The following is a 12,695-nucleotide window of genomic DNA, read 5'->3' on the forward strand; positions in this document are numbered from 1 at the left end:
CGCATCGTTGTCAAGCTTGCCGCAGCTGTTTGAGCGGAGTTCGAAGAACGCAGCGAGTTCTGCGGCACACCCCAGGATCGAGCATCGCAGGCTGCCCCCTCGCCCCCGGCGAGGGGGACACGGGCAGCGGGGTCGCCTTTCTTTGGGGTATGTTTCTTTGGCGACGCAAAGAAAGGTACCTCGGCCGCCGGGCCGAGACCCGGCCTCCGCCCTCAATCAAAACACGCAGCATCCATCGCCGAAAACCGCCAGTGATGCCAGCCAGCCGCTGAGGGGGCGGCCGTTCAAGCCGCCGCCGGTTGCTGCCGCACCACCCGCGCCTCCTTGATCGGCAGGTTGACCAGCGCCGCAGCCAACGCCAGCACCGCATCCGCCCACCACATCCACGTGTAGGCCCCGGTGTTCACCACCGTGAGCCCCCCGAGCCATGCACCGAAGAAGCCGCCGATCTGGTGGCTCAGCAGGGTCAGACCGAACAGGGTGGCCAGGTAGCGGGTGCCGAAGAGCTTGGCAGTAAGCCCCGCGGTGGGCGGCACGGTGGCCAGCCAGGTGGCGCCGAGCACGGCGGCGAAAGCATAAAAGGTCCAGGCGTCCTTGGGGGCGGCCAGGTAGAGCAGCACGGCCACGGCGCGCGAGGCGTACATCCAGAACAGGATCATCTTCATGCGCACGCGCGAACCCAGGGCGCCGGCGGCCAGGCTGCCGGCCACGTTGGCCAGGCCGATGATGGCCAGCGAGGTGGCGGCGACGTTGGGGCTCAGGCCGCAGAGCGCGACCTCGCCGGGCATGTGGGTGACGAGGAAGGCAATGTGGAAGCCGCAGGTAAAGAAGCCCGCGTGCAGGCACCAGTAGCTGCGGTCGCGCAGGGCCACGCGCAGCTGCTGGCGCAGGGTCATGGCGTTGTCGCTGCTGGCGCCATTGCCCGCGCTCTGCGGCTTGCTGCTGCCGCGCAGCCACCAGGCCATGGGCGCGGTGGTGAGGGCGAGCACGGCCATGGTCCACATGGCGCTCATCCAGCCGAAGGCCGACATGATGGCCTGGTTGAGCGGCGCAAAGACGAACTGCCCCGCGCTGCCGCCCGCGTTGATGACGCCGCCCGCGAACGAGCGGCGCTCGGCCGGAATGCGTTGCGCCGTGGCGCCGATGAGGATGGAGAAACTGCCCGCCCCGGCGCCCGCCGCGCTGAGCAGGCCGATGGCGAAGATCAGCCCGAACTGGCTGGTGACCTGGGTGGTGAGCGCCGAGCCCGCGGCCAGCAGCACGGCACCGAGCACGATGACGCGGCCCGGGCCCCAGCGGTCGGCCACGGCGCCGAAGACGGGCTGCACCGCGCCCCAGACGAGCTGCGCAATGGCCATCGCAAAGCTGATGCTGGCCACGCCCAGGCCGGTGTGGGTGTTGATGGGCGAGAGGAACAGCCCCAGCGACTGGCGCGAGCCCATGGTGACCATGAGGATGGCCGCGGCCACGGCGACGATGAGCCAGGGGTTGGTGGGAGTGGCGCTGCTGCTGCTGCTGCTGGGTTCCGGCATGGACGAAAATCTCTGGACTGTTGTTGTGGGGTGGCCGCGGGCGCGCAGGGCGCAGAGGGCCAATCTGTATGGCGGATTGTGGTGGCGCCGTCCTTTTCCGACAATCGATTAAATTTGCGACATGGTGCAGAAAATATGCACTATAACCACCGGCTATTTCCCATGAGCACGACCCCTTCCGTCCCCATCAAGGCATTGCTCGCCTTCAACGCGGCGATGAAGCACGCCAGTTTCAGCCTGGCCGCGCAGGAGCTGCATGTGACCCCTGGCGCCGTGGGCCAGCAGATCAAGAACCTGGAGGAGTGGCTGGGCACGCCGCTGTTCGTGCGCTCGGTGCGCCAGGTGCAGCCCACGGCGCAGGCCTTGGCCTACTGGGGCAGCGTGGGCCCGGCGCTGGCACGCATCGAGCAGGCCAGCGTGGAGCTGCGCGAACAGCAGCGCCAGCAGGCGCAGGCCCAGCAGCAGCGCAACGCGGTGTGGCTGTCGATGCCGCCGACGCTGGCGGCCAAGTGGTTCGCGCCGCGCATGGCGGCGTTCTTGCAGCACCGGCCCGATGTGTCGCTGCACCTGGGCGCGACCACCGCGCTCAGCGACTTCGAGCGCGAGCCGGTGGACCTGGCGATCCGCTACTTCGACGGCAAGGACGCAGCGCTGCGCAGCACGCTGCTGTACCCCGATGAGGCGCGCCTGTACTGCGCCCCGGACTATTTGCGCCGCCTGCGCATCAAGACCCCCGACGACCTGGCCCGCGCCACGCTGCTGCACACGACCTTGCTGCCGTACTGGAAGCCCTGGCTGCAGCGCTTCAGCCAGTTGTCGGGGGAGCAGGTGGATGCCATCGCAGGCCAGCATTTTGACCAGAGCATGATGGCGCTGGAGACAGCGCGGCATGGGCAGGGGGTGGTGCTGAGCAGTGCCATCCTGACCGAGGTGGAGTTGCGGGAGGGGTGGTTGGTGGAGCCATTTCCTGCCATGCGCTTGGGGGTGGGGAAGGGGTATTACCTGGTGCACCGGCGGGGTGGGGTGCTCAGGCCTGCGGCGCGGGCGCTCAAGGAGTGGTTGGTGGCTACGGCAAAGGCGGAGCGGGGCTAGTGTGCTGTCCCACAAAAAAGTGGTACTAAAACCGCGTCTTTCACACCATGGCGGCGTTGCAAATCCTCGCGATAGCACCCGCTATCGCTGCGGTTTGCGCCTTGCCATGGCGCGAAATCCATCGGTTTTACTTGTACCCCCTATTTGCGGGACAGCACACTGGCTATCCGCTCGCAGTGTGCTTGGCTTGCCGCCCCCGCGCGTTTTGCGATACGGGTGCATGGGTGGATGGGTGGATGGGTGGATGATGGTGCCCTCACAGTTGCGAGGGCTCCTGCTCATGAACGAAGAACTTGCGGCATTGGCCCGTTCGCTGGGCCTGGCGGATCCATCCTGTGCATGGCTGCGCCACGCTTTCGGGCTGGCCTGCGTGGAGCGGGTGCGTCATCTGCTGGAGGATGTGCGCGCTGTGGTAGCGCTGGATTGTCTTGGCGCCTTTGTCGCGGGGCTGCTGGATGCGGCTGCCCTGAAGGCTGCTTGTGCCGAGGTGGCGTTGGTGGCGCGCAGCCATCCAGGCTCCAAGTCGATCGATGGTGCGGCCCATGCTGCGGTGTCGGCCACGAACGCAGTGGCGCATGCGCTGGCGGGGCGGGCACTGGATGCCGCCAGCTACGCGGCGTATGCGTCGGTGTACGTGTATGGGGGGAGCGCGGTGATGGACCGGGAGGCGTTTGCAGACGAATTTCGGTGGCAGGTGGGGGAACTGGGAAGGCTGGCGGAAGTGGCCGGTGCAAGACCAAGCCTGTGCGAAGCGCGGGATGCGTGAACGCCATTGCCGCCCCTTTTGCCAAGGAGGTCGCTGGTGTCCGAGGGCCATTCGCTGACGGTCACCGAAGCTACAAGGCAATAGTGGCTGCGGTATCGTCATACAGCCAGTTCGCAGACTCTCAGCGGCGCATGAACCGTGAAAGGGCACACCCCGCCTGCGGAGGCCGCATCAGCCGCCTCTGCAGGCGGGGTGTGAGTGGTGGGCCGCCGGCTGCGCTCAGTTGCAGGCAATGGTGCCTGGTGCCCCAGCTATCCCGGCATAGCGGACCTGGAACGGCTGCGCCAGGTTGATGCTGGAGGGGAAGGCCGAGAACACGGCTTCCTTTTGTGCGGGCGAGGCGATGGTGCCGATGCCGGACCAGCCGCCTGAAGGGGTGAAGAGCGCCGTGTCGGCGTCGTAGTGGTAGGGCGATACGTCGATAGAGGTCGTGCCCTGAACGAAGAGCAGGCTACCGCTCAGGAAGTTGGGGTTGCCCGATGCCGCAGTGAGCAGCATGCTGACTTTCTGCGCCTCGGGGTTCACGCGGAAGTCAGCCAGCAGCATACCGTTGCTGTTGTTGGACAAGGCCCCTGCACAAGTGCGCTCGGCGGCGGCCACATTGGCGACTTTCACCGTGTAGGTGCTGGTGATGGTCTTGCCCTGCAGCAGCACGCTGGCAGTGAACACGGCGCTCACGTCTGCCGTTTGGCTGGCGGCCAGGAACACACCCTGGGGCGAGATGGTGCCAGCCGAGGCGGGCACCACGCTCCACACGGCCACCGTGGGGGTGGTGCTGCCATCGGCGTTCTGCACGGCAGCAGCCAGGGTGATGGTGCCGCCTTCGTTCACCGTGGTCGGGCCCGAAATCCTGAGCTGGGCCGCGGTGCTGGCCACTACGGCCTGGGGCACGAAGTGCAGGGACTGCGGGTCCCACTTGAAGGTGACGTCCCACTCGCCTGCGCCAGGCACCTTGAGGCGTTTGACGGTGAAGCTGTCGACCGCCTCGGTCTGGTAGCCCGAATTGGTGAGATCGACGCCTATAGCCGCCGAAGCGGATAGCGACAACGTGGCCGCCGCAATCGCGGCGCAGATGGTTTTGGATGATGCCCTCATGAACGAAATCCCTTGTTATCAGTGGTTTTGGGTGGCGGGATCGTAGCCGCCCGTAACCACGCCCTGGTGGCATCTGTCGTATCCGTACCAATCCACTCAGGCCCCCTTTTGGAGCCGTGCGCTGCACGGGATTTGTTTGCTGTGCTTGGCCTGCCGCCGCCTGCCAAACCCAATGCCTGCGCGGCTGGCAAGGCCGCGCCGCTCTGTTGGTACATATGCCGGAGCACCCGCAGCGCCCCGCCAACCACCTTGGGCTTTGCGGTGCACGCACACACGCAGTTACACCTTTCTGCCAGGCTCCCTGCGTCAAGGAGCGCCGCATGCGGCAGAACCTGCCTCCACAAGGCGGATCTAAGTGGGGCAGGGTCGCGCCGGGCGCTGGGCCGCGTCACCCAACCGACAGTGCCCTGCGATGTGGATGCGTCTGCGGCCTGGCAAGCGGTTGGCGTGGCGCCTGCATCGCAGTGCGCGCCTGTGGAGACGCCGCCTCCAGCCGGAATACCTGCACCGCCTCCGTCACCGCCCCCGCAGTGCGCGTGAGCCCCTGCGCCGCGGCGGCCACCTGCTCCACCAGGGCTGCGTTGTCCTGGGTGATGGTGTCGAGCTGGCCCACGGCGGTGTTGACCTCGGAGATGCCGGCCAGTTGCTCCTGGCTGGCGTGGCTGATCTCGCCGACGATGGCGCTCACGCGGCGCACGCCCTCGACCACCTCGGCCATGGTGGCGCGGGCTGCCTGGGTGCGTTGCTGGCCTTGCTCCACGCGGTGAGCCGACTGGTCGATCAAGCCCTTGATCTCGCGCGCCGCCTGGGCGCTGCGCTGGGCCAGGGCGCGCACCTCCCCGGCCACCACGGCAAAGCCGCGGCCTTGCTCGCCGGCGCGGGCGGCCTCGACCGAGGCATTGAGCGCCAGGATGTTGGTCTGGAAGGCGATGGAGTCGATCACCTGGGTGATTTCGCCGATGCGCGTGGAGTCGGCCTCGATGTCGCGCATGGTCTGGCCCACGCTGTCCACGGCGTCGTGGCTGCGGTCGGCGGCTGCGCTGGCCTGGGCCGCGAGGCCGGTGGCCTGGCGGGCCGCGTCGGCACTCTGGCGCACGGTGCCGGTGATCTCTTCCATGGCGGCGGCGGTCTGCTCCAGGCTGGAGGCCTGCGATTCGGTGCGTGCCGACAGGTCCAGGTTGCCCTGGGCGATCTCCTGCGCACCCAGGCGCATGGATTCGCTCTCGTCACGGGCATCGCGCACGATGGCGCAGAGGTTGAAGGACAACTGGCCCAGCGCCTGCTCCAGGTCGCCCAGTTCATCGTTGCGGCTGCGGCGCACGGTGGCCGTCAGGTCGCCGGCCGCCACCCGGTTGGCCGCCAGCGTGAGGCCTGCGATGGGTCGCACCAGCTGCCGCGCCAGGTACCACCAGGCCGCGCCGAACAGTGCCAGCTGCAGCAGTACCCACCCGGCCGTGCCGGGTGGCAGCAGTTGCCGCGACATGCTGGCGGCGAGCGAAACCACCAGCAGCACCAGCAGCGCCAGGGCGAGACGGGTCGACAGGCCCAGCGTGGTCAGCCCGTGCGCCACGCGCCCGGCCAGCGTGTGGCGCAGCACGCGACCGGCGCTCAGCCCGTGCACGCGCTGACCGGCCTGCTTTTCCTGGCGCATGGTGGCGTACAGCTGCTCGGCCGCCTCGATCTGCGCGCGCGTGGCCTCGGTGCGCACCGACATGTAGCCCACGGGCTGGCCGTTGTGCAGCAGCGGCGTGGCATTGGCCATCACCCAGTAGTGGTCGCCATTCTTGCGCCGGTTCTTCACGGGGGCCGACCAGGGCCGGCCCGAGGCGATGGTGGCCCACATGTCGCGGAATGCCTCCTCGGGCATGTCCGGGTGGCGGATCAGGTTGTGCGGCTGGCCCAGCAGCTCCTCGCGCGTGTAGCCGCTGACCGCCACGAAGGCCGCGTTGCAGTGGGTGATGCGGCCTTTGGTGTCGGTGGTGGAAACAAGGGTCTGGCCCTTGGGGACGGGATACTCCTGTCCGGTGACTGGCAGGTTCTGGCGCATGGAAAAAGCTCCGCTGGACGATGCGCTCGATTGTCCGAGCCTCCCTGGCGGCGCGCCTTGACGAAGGTCAACCTCTGCTTGACTGGCGTCAATCAGCGCACCAAATAGGCGCAGCCATGCCAAGCTCCCCCAAGCTTGGCATCGACGCCTGAAACTGGCGCGGCCAAGGCCAGTGCTCCCGTGCAAGGGCCGCCAAGCCGCGTAGGCGGCGTTTCGCTTGCGTGCACCGGGAGCGTCCCCTTCCCGGCTTGCGCAGCAAGCCGAGAGAGGGGCTGAGGGCCGCGGCTCCAAGCCTGCCTGCGCAGGCTTGGACGTGCCCGAAGAGTGGCCGCCTCTGGCGGACACACCGAGGCGCGCAGCGCCTCAGGGGGTGTTTCACTTCACGCCTGCCAGACGCCGAAGCCTGCCGAGCGCAGGTCGATGCCGATCTCGATCTCGCGCTCCACCGCATCGTCGTAGCGCATGGGGTTGAAGCCCTCGTACAGGTCGGGCAGCAGGCGCAGGCCGTACAGCATGACAAAGCGGTTGGCCTGGATGCCGGCCTTGTGCTTGTCAAAGCGCACATCGGGGTCCAGCCCGGTCATTCCCACATACACGCAGGGCTTGCCCTCGATGTAGCCGGGGTTGCAGCGCAGGAACTTGCGCTCGCGCAGTACGGCCATCGACAGTTCGATGACATAGACGTTGTGGTGCGCGCGCCTGGGCATGGGGCGTATTGTGCAGCGGCCGCATGGCGGCTCAGGCGTGGAGCGGCCCGATTGGATTAACAGTCGGAGACAGTTTCGGCCTTGCTGCTGCCAGGGGCGCGTGCCACCATGCGCGGCTGCACTGGCCCGCCCGGGGCAACCACCATCCACCACACGAGGGACGCACATGCCACAGCCCAACCTGCAGATCTTCTTCGATGGCCTGAACGAAGCCACGCCCGACATGGCGTGCTATGACCCGGAGCAGCCCTGGTTTGCTCAGGTCACGGTGGCCAACGCCAACAACAAGGCCAACTCGCCCTTTGGCCCGGGCGACTTCGATGTGAAGCAGCCCACAGCCAAGGCGGGTGGGTTCCAGGTGTCGTTCGAGGTGTTCAAGGGCCAGACGGCTTCGACAGGCACGCTGCACATGCTGGCCCCCTTCTCGGTCGACGGGCTGGACGCCCACCCCGATGGCAATGTCTACATGAAGAGTTTTTCCATGCAGCTGCCCAAAGGCATGCCCAAGGACGATTTTGGCGCCAAGCACGGGTTCCGCTTCAAGGCCGACGTGTACCTGGCCGTCCCCGAATCCAATGAGGACGACAACACCTTCACCTGGGAGACGGCCCAGACGCCCAAGGTGGCGCCCATTGCCCTGCCGGACAAGCCGACACCGCCCAACCCGTTTTCCAACCTGAAGTTCATCGACTTCAAGGCGGTACCGGGCTCGCGGCGCGAGCTGGACGTGCTGGTGAAGAACGTGGGCAGCGAGACCTCTTACCAGCTGGAGCTGCGCCTGTCCATCATGGGCCCGCCCACGCCGCGCAGCCCCACGGGCAGCGTGCTGGAGACAGCCAGCGCCAATTCCACCAACATCCCGAGCGAGGGAGCCACCTGGGTGCGCTTCAAAGCGCAGACCGACTTCGTGGTGGCCCGTGCCGATCTTCCGGCACGCAAGTTCAAAACCCTGCAGGCCGAGCCGGGCGCCCGGCGCTTTCGCCAGGTGCAGGCCGGCAGCAGCAGCGCCAAGGGGCTGACCGGCAAAGCCATCCCGCGCTTCCTGGTGGTGGACAAGGACTTCGACTTCCTGCCGCTCAAGCCCTTCTTCATCCTGCTGTTGAACGAAATGCGCAGCGAGAAGGTGGCCTTTGGCGAGAACCCCGTGGGCGGTGGAAAGCAGCAGGGCCAGGGCGGCAAACCGATCGCCATTCCGCGCAAGGATCGGTAGCCGCTCGCCGCCCAGCGGCGGGCATCTTTGGGGTTCTTTCGGTCAATGGTGCGGTCGCTCGCTGGACGTGAAGCCAGCACCTGCTGGATTGCCGCCCCGAGGGACGAGCAGCCGGGTCTCATGAACGCATGAATGGATGTCGCTCAAAGCGGGGATGGCTTCGTAGCCGGGCGTGCTGGTGGGTTCATGGAGCAGGAAGCCGACAGGACAGCGGCATCGCCTTGTGGGACACGCCTTGGCAGACCCGTTTCACCTCGGTTGCCTGGAGGAGGGGCGTCAAGAACAGCGCCGCTGGCGGATCGTCGGACAGGACCACGATGCTGTCTCATCGATCGTGAATGGGTTCCATGGCATCGACACCCCAAACCTCGACAGGCTTGCACGAAAGGCGACTGCTGCTGTCCTGCCCGACCAGCGGGTTGACACACCTCAATGGTCGCATGGCGCTTCGAACCCGGGTGCGCTTTGGTTGAAAAGCGAGCACGGCAGAGTGGCCGAGCAGCGTTCCTGGCAGTATCGTACCCGCCTGCGCCAACTGCATTCTTTCTCCGTCCACCAATCCCACCATGCACAAATTGTCCCGTCCGATCGATGGCCACTGGATCCCCCATTCCCACAGCGCCACCTACCGCCTGGCGCCGATGGAGTGGCAACCCGGCGAGCGCCTTCTGGCGGGCGTGCCCGGCGGTGACCCTGCGCCTTTTGCGCAGCTTGTCGCCAGCCTGGGCCCCCCGTACTTCCTGCTGTACGTGCTGCACACACCGCGGGGCGAAGGCGATGCGGGACGCTACCAGAGCCCGCCCTTGTCCAGAGCGCAGTTCGAGGATTTCATGCACCGCTTCGGCGCCTACCTGTCATCGGATGCACGGTTCGACCTGTGGGCCCACTCGGCCGCGCAGCGGGCCACCGTGGTCTGGGATCGGCACAACCAGCTGTTCGCCTATGGGCCACTGGCCGGGTACGCAGCGGTGCTTGACGCACTGGGCTTTGCGCGGGGCGATACCGACATGTCGTTTCCCCACCAGCACCACTATCGCCAGGAGTTCGACAGCGAAGCTCTGGCGCTGCTGGCATACCTGCCCTGGTCGCACACTCCGCTGCGCCCCGAAGACGAACAGTGAGGCAGGCCCGGCACCGTACGCGCTGTGCGGCCTGTTTGGCCATTCGCCCCCCCACCCGTGCCTGGGCGGTGTCGCAAGTGGCGTCTGTGGCGCTCACGGAGCCGGTGGGCGTGAACTGCCAGGCCGCGCGATCCCCTCTGCTCGGGTGCCCGCGCGCTTAGAGCAGCCCTTGCGCCACCAGCTCCCGCGTGCGCTTCAGGGTGGAGAGCAGCGCCGTCTTGTAGCCCTTGTCGCTGTCCATCCATGCCTGCTCGGCCTGCTCCTCGGGGCCGCCGGGCTGCTTGCCGCGCAAGCCTGTGTAGCAATAGAACCGCAGTTGCAGGGCCCCTGATTCGTCCTCGAACAGCTCGTTGACGATCACGCCTTCGCGCGGGCCCGTGGCCTGGAAGAAGCTCACCTTGTGGCCGGGCTCGAAGGCGATGATCTCGCGCAGCTCGGCGCCGCCGATGGTGGCCTCGCGCACGATGTGGTCGGCGCCGTCGTAGACCACGTCGCAGCGCGTGCACAGGCCAGGGGGCAGGAACTGGCGCGCATCGCGGGCCTTGAGGACCAGCCCTGCCCAAGCCTGGCCGCGGGTGAGAGGCGCCTCGCCGGCGGGGTTGACGGGGACGGTGGCGGTCGAATAGATCATGGTGATGCTCCTGTGTTTGTTGAGGGGGCGCGGGGCTCAAGCCTGGTGGGCGGCTGCAGCAACGCCGTTGGCAAAGTCGCGGTAGCTGCGCAGCGGCCGGCCCAGCAGCGCGGTCAGGCGGTCCACGTCGCCGGCCTCGGGCACCATGCCGTCGGTGAGAAAGCGCTCGGCCATCAGTCGCATGTCGTAGGCCATCCAGCCGGGCATGAAGTTGCGCAGGTTGGCCTCGAAGGCAGCGGTGTCGTCGCCGCCGTGCACGATGGGGCGGCCCAGCACCTCGGCCCAGATGGCGGCCACGGCGGCGCCGGTCAGGGTGTCGGGGCCCACCAGGTTGATGCGCGTGGTGGGCAGCGGGCCTGCGGCCTGGGCGCGGCGCAGCAGTTCGATGGCGGCCACCTCGGCGATGTCGGCCGTGTCCACCATGGCCAGGCCCTTGGCGCCGATGGGCATGGGGTACACGCCATGGCCCAGCACCACGTCCTTGACGGTCCAGTCGTTGCCCATGAAATAGGCCGGGCGCAGGATGGTGGCGCCAAAGCCCATCTGCTCGATCATGCGCTCCACGCCGTACTTGCCCGCGAGGTGCGGCACGTTGACATAGCGGTCGGCGTGGATGACCGAGAGGTAGACGATGCGCGTGATGCCCGCTTCGCGCGCCAGGTTCAGTGCCACCAGGGCCTGCGTGAACTCGTCGGGCACCACGGCGTTGAGCAGGAACAAGGTGTCCACGCCCTGGAACGCGGCGCGCAGCGAATCCACGTCGAGCAGGTCGCCCTGCACGGCAGTCACGCCGGCAGGCAGGTCGCCGGCCTTGGCCACATCGCGCACCAGTGCACGTACGTTGGCACCGCGCCGGGCGAGTTGCTGCACCACCTGGCTGCCCACGGTGCCGGTGGCGCCCGTGACGAGGATGGCGGGGGAGGAAGAAGAAGCGTTGGAGGCAGAGGAAGCGGTAGAAGCAGAAACGGTGGTCATGGAATTTCTCCGGGTTGGGTGGTTGACAGCCCGAACTTTAGAGATCCCATCCATGATCCGATAGCCGTTATAGTTGGACGCACTGTCTCAACAGCGGAACACTGCGCCATGGACCTGCACGCCCTTGCCGACTTCAACCTCGTCGCCCGCCACGGCGGCTTTGGGCGCGCCGCGCGCGAGTCGGGGCGGCCCAAGGCCACGCTGTCGCGCCGCGTGGCCGAGCTGGAAGCCGCGCTGGGCCTGCGCCTGCTGGAGCGCGGCGCGCGCGCCGTGAAGCTCACCGAAGAAGGCCGCGCCCTGCACGAGCGCACCGGCGCGCTGCTCACCGAGATCGACGAGGCTGCCGCCGCCATCGCCTCGGGCGGGGAGCAGCCGCGAGGGCGCCTGCGCATCAGCGCGCCGCTGCTGTTTTCGCAAACTGCCATGGGCCGGCTGGCGGCCGACTTTGCGCTGCGCTACCCCACGGTGCGGCTGGAGGTGACCACCGAGGACCGCAGCGTGGACATGGTAGAGGAGGGCTATGACCTGGTGATCCGCGTCAACCCGGCCCCTGATGCCAGCCTGGTCGGCCGCGTGCTGCTGCGCGACCGCCTGGTGGTGGTGGCGCCGCCCGGCCTGGCACGGCCGCGCAAGGGCGGCAGCGCGGTTGCCGTACCCGCCGTGGTGCGCGGCACGGGGGCGCTGCAAGCCGCCCCATGGGCAATGGCAGTGCCCGCAAAAGCCAGAAGCAAGGCCCCTGCGACCACCCAGACCCTCGCCATCGATCCCGTGCTCAGCCTCGCCTCCCTCATCATGGTGCGCGACGCCGTGCGCCGCGGCGTGGGGGTGGCGCGCCTGCCCATCTCCCTGGTCGGCCACGACATCGCGGCCGGTACCCTGGTGCACTGGGGCGATGTGCCCGGGCCCGCCATCGAGCTGTGGGCGCTGTACCCCTCGCGCCGGCTGCTCAGTGCGCGGGTGTCGGCATTTCTGGAACACCTGAAGGCGGCGTTTTCGAAGGGGGCGCCGGAGGAGTTGGCGGTGTATGTGGGGGCATGACGCAGGGCCAACGATCCGTACTATACGGGGCTACGGGCGGTGCAAGCCCGTGGCGCTCTGCCAGAAGTGGCAAGCTTGAATGGGCACCATGCAGGCTGGGCCTGTCTCGAATTCCAGGCGCAGCTGCCGCCCATCGGTTGCCGTGACCGTCGCCAAGCCTGTGGCCGGAGTGGTCCCTGCTGCCGCTGACCCAAAGTCATGGGCAGTACCTTTGGGGCCATGGCCGAAGGTGGCTGTGATGCTGTCGCTGCGTGGGTCCAGTGTGCGCTGCTGGCCCGCATGCAGGCTGGTGATGCGGCGCGTGGTGACAAGCCACCAGCTGCTGTCGCCCATGAAGCCGCAGGCAATGGGCAGTTCGCCAGCAGGCAATGTGAGCCGGTGCGCGATGCCCGGGTGGAGCTCACCGATGAACGTGTGCTTCCATTCCTGCGAGCCACGCGAGCGGCGACGAATGCGGGCCAAGGCAAGGCCTTGGACATCG

The 12,695-nt window shown here is 67.7% G+C and carries 12 protein-coding genes; 5 read left to right on the plus strand and 7 right to left on the minus strand.

Annotated elements, in window-relative coordinates; all coding sequences use genetic code 11:
- Nucleotides 1-284: 284 nt before the first annotated feature.
- Nucleotides 285-1,532 carry an MFS transporter gene (locus AC3WOH_RS29815; RefSeq protein ID WP_492232917.1) on the minus strand — a complete coding sequence of 416 codons (1,248 nt, stop codon included), beginning with the start codon at nucleotides 1,530-1,532 and terminating at the stop codon, nucleotides 285-287.
- A gap of 162 nt (nucleotides 1,533-1,694) precedes the next feature.
- Between AC3WOH_RS29815 and AC3WOH_RS29820 the strand changes: the two genes are divergently transcribed.
- Nucleotides 1,695-2,624, plus strand: a complete 930-nt coding sequence (locus AC3WOH_RS29820) for a LysR substrate-binding domain-containing protein (protein ID WP_492232918.1) — start codon at nucleotides 1,695-1,697, stop codon at nucleotides 2,622-2,624.
- A 280-nt stretch (nucleotides 2,625-2,904) separates the two neighbouring features.
- Nucleotides 2,905-3,390, plus strand: coding sequence for a hypothetical protein (locus AC3WOH_RS29825; RefSeq protein WP_492232919.1), 486 nt, complete (start codon nucleotides 2,905-2,907; stop codon nucleotides 3,388-3,390).
- Between the two features lie 219 nt (nucleotides 3,391-3,609).
- On the opposite strand, the gene AC3WOH_RS29830 is transcribed toward AC3WOH_RS29825, so the two are convergent.
- The 3 genes from AC3WOH_RS29830 to AC3WOH_RS29840 form a co-directional block, all read right to left on the minus strand.
- Nucleotides 3,610-4,485, minus strand: a complete 876-nt coding sequence (locus AC3WOH_RS29830) for a hypothetical protein (protein ID WP_492232920.1) — start codon at nucleotides 4,483-4,485, stop codon at nucleotides 3,610-3,612.
- A gap of 388 nt (nucleotides 4,486-4,873) precedes the next feature.
- A complete protein-coding gene (locus AC3WOH_RS29835) occupies nucleotides 4,874-6,532 on the minus strand; it encodes a methyl-accepting chemotaxis protein (RefSeq protein WP_492232921.1) in 1,659 nt (552 codons plus the stop codon).
- Nucleotides 6,533-6,912: 380 nt separating this feature from the next.
- Nucleotides 6,913-7,239, minus strand: coding sequence for a hypothetical protein (locus AC3WOH_RS29840; protein ID WP_492232922.1), 327 nt, complete (start codon nucleotides 7,237-7,239; stop codon nucleotides 6,913-6,915).
- 166 nt (nucleotides 7,240-7,405) lie between these two features.
- Here AC3WOH_RS29840 and AC3WOH_RS29845 point away from each other — a divergent pair, with 166 nt between their 5' ends.
- Nucleotides 7,406-8,449 carry a hypothetical protein gene (locus AC3WOH_RS29845; RefSeq protein ID WP_492232923.1) on the plus strand — a complete coding sequence of 348 codons (1,044 nt, stop codon included), beginning with the start codon at nucleotides 7,406-7,408 and terminating at the stop codon, nucleotides 8,447-8,449.
- Between the two features lie 566 nt (nucleotides 8,450-9,015).
- Entirely contained in the window at nucleotides 9,016-9,570 is a 555-nt protein-coding gene (locus tag AC3WOH_RS29850) for a hypothetical protein (protein WP_492232924.1), read from the plus strand.
- A 157-nt stretch (nucleotides 9,571-9,727) separates the two neighbouring features.
- Here AC3WOH_RS29850 and AC3WOH_RS29855 read toward each other — a convergent pair whose 3' ends face one another.
- Complete coding sequence (locus tag AC3WOH_RS29855; protein ID WP_492232925.1) at nucleotides 9,728-10,201, minus strand: AtaL-like protein; 474 nt, start codon at nucleotides 10,199-10,201, stop codon at nucleotides 9,728-9,730.
- A 36-nt stretch (nucleotides 10,202-10,237) separates the two neighbouring features.
- The gene (locus AC3WOH_RS29860; RefSeq protein ID WP_492232926.1) at nucleotides 10,238-11,176 is read right to left on the minus strand and encodes an SDR family oxidoreductase; all 939 of its coding nucleotides are present in this window, start codon (nucleotides 11,174-11,176) and stop codon (nucleotides 10,238-10,240) included.
- A gap of 108 nt (nucleotides 11,177-11,284) precedes the next feature.
- Between AC3WOH_RS29860 and AC3WOH_RS29865 the strand changes: the two genes are divergently transcribed.
- A complete protein-coding gene (locus AC3WOH_RS29865) occupies nucleotides 11,285-12,214 on the plus strand; it encodes a LysR family transcriptional regulator (protein ID WP_492232927.1) in 930 nt (309 codons plus the stop codon).
- 30 nt (nucleotides 12,215-12,244) lie between these two features.
- Here AC3WOH_RS29865 and AC3WOH_RS29870 read toward each other — a convergent pair whose 3' ends face one another.
- Nucleotides 12,245-12,676 carry a hypothetical protein gene (locus AC3WOH_RS29870; RefSeq protein ID WP_492232928.1) on the minus strand — a complete coding sequence of 144 codons (432 nt, stop codon included), beginning with the start codon at nucleotides 12,674-12,676 and terminating at the stop codon, nucleotides 12,245-12,247.
- Between the last annotated feature and the right edge of the window lie 19 nt (nucleotides 12,677-12,695).

This window comes from Acidovorax sp. FW305-C-20-28 (assembly GCF_058783375.1).

Excerpts from the sequence above, each read along its gene's own strand:
- AC3WOH_RS29845 (WP_492232923.1), top strand. The coding sequence starts at position 7,406 with ATGCCACAGCCCAACCTGCAGATCTTCTTCGATGGCCTGAACGAAGCC.
- AC3WOH_RS29840 (WP_492232922.1), bottom strand. The coding sequence starts at position 7,239 with ATGCCCAGGCGCGCGCACCACAACGTCTATGTCATCGAACTGTCGATG.
- AC3WOH_RS29815 (WP_492232917.1), bottom strand. The coding sequence starts at position 1,532 with ATGCCGGAACCCAGCAGCAGCAGCAGCAGCGCCACTCCCACCAACCCC.
- AC3WOH_RS29860 (WP_492232926.1), bottom strand. The coding sequence starts at position 11,176 with ATGACCACCGTTTCTGCTTCTACCGCTTCCTCTGCCTCCAACGCTTCT.
- AC3WOH_RS29825 (WP_492232919.1), top strand. The coding sequence starts at position 2,905 with ATGAACGAAGAACTTGCGGCATTGGCCCGTTCGCTGGGCCTGGCGGAT.
- AC3WOH_RS29835 (WP_492232921.1), bottom strand. The coding sequence starts at position 6,532 with ATGCGCCAGAACCTGCCAGTCACCGGACAGGAGTATCCCGTCCCCAAG.
- AC3WOH_RS29865 (WP_492232927.1), top strand. The coding sequence starts at position 11,285 with ATGGACCTGCACGCCCTTGCCGACTTCAACCTCGTCGCCCGCCACGGC.
- AC3WOH_RS29820 (WP_492232918.1), top strand. The coding sequence starts at position 1,695 with ATGAGCACGACCCCTTCCGTCCCCATCAAGGCATTGCTCGCCTTCAAC.
- AC3WOH_RS29855 (WP_492232925.1), bottom strand. The coding sequence starts at position 10,201 with ATGATCTATTCGACCGCCACCGTCCCCGTCAACCCCGCCGGCGAGGCG.
- AC3WOH_RS29850 (WP_492232924.1), top strand. The coding sequence starts at position 9,016 with ATGCACAAATTGTCCCGTCCGATCGATGGCCACTGGATCCCCCATTCC.
- AC3WOH_RS29830 (WP_492232920.1), bottom strand. The coding sequence starts at position 4,485 with ATGAGGGCATCATCCAAAACCATCTGCGCCGCGATTGCGGCGGCCACG.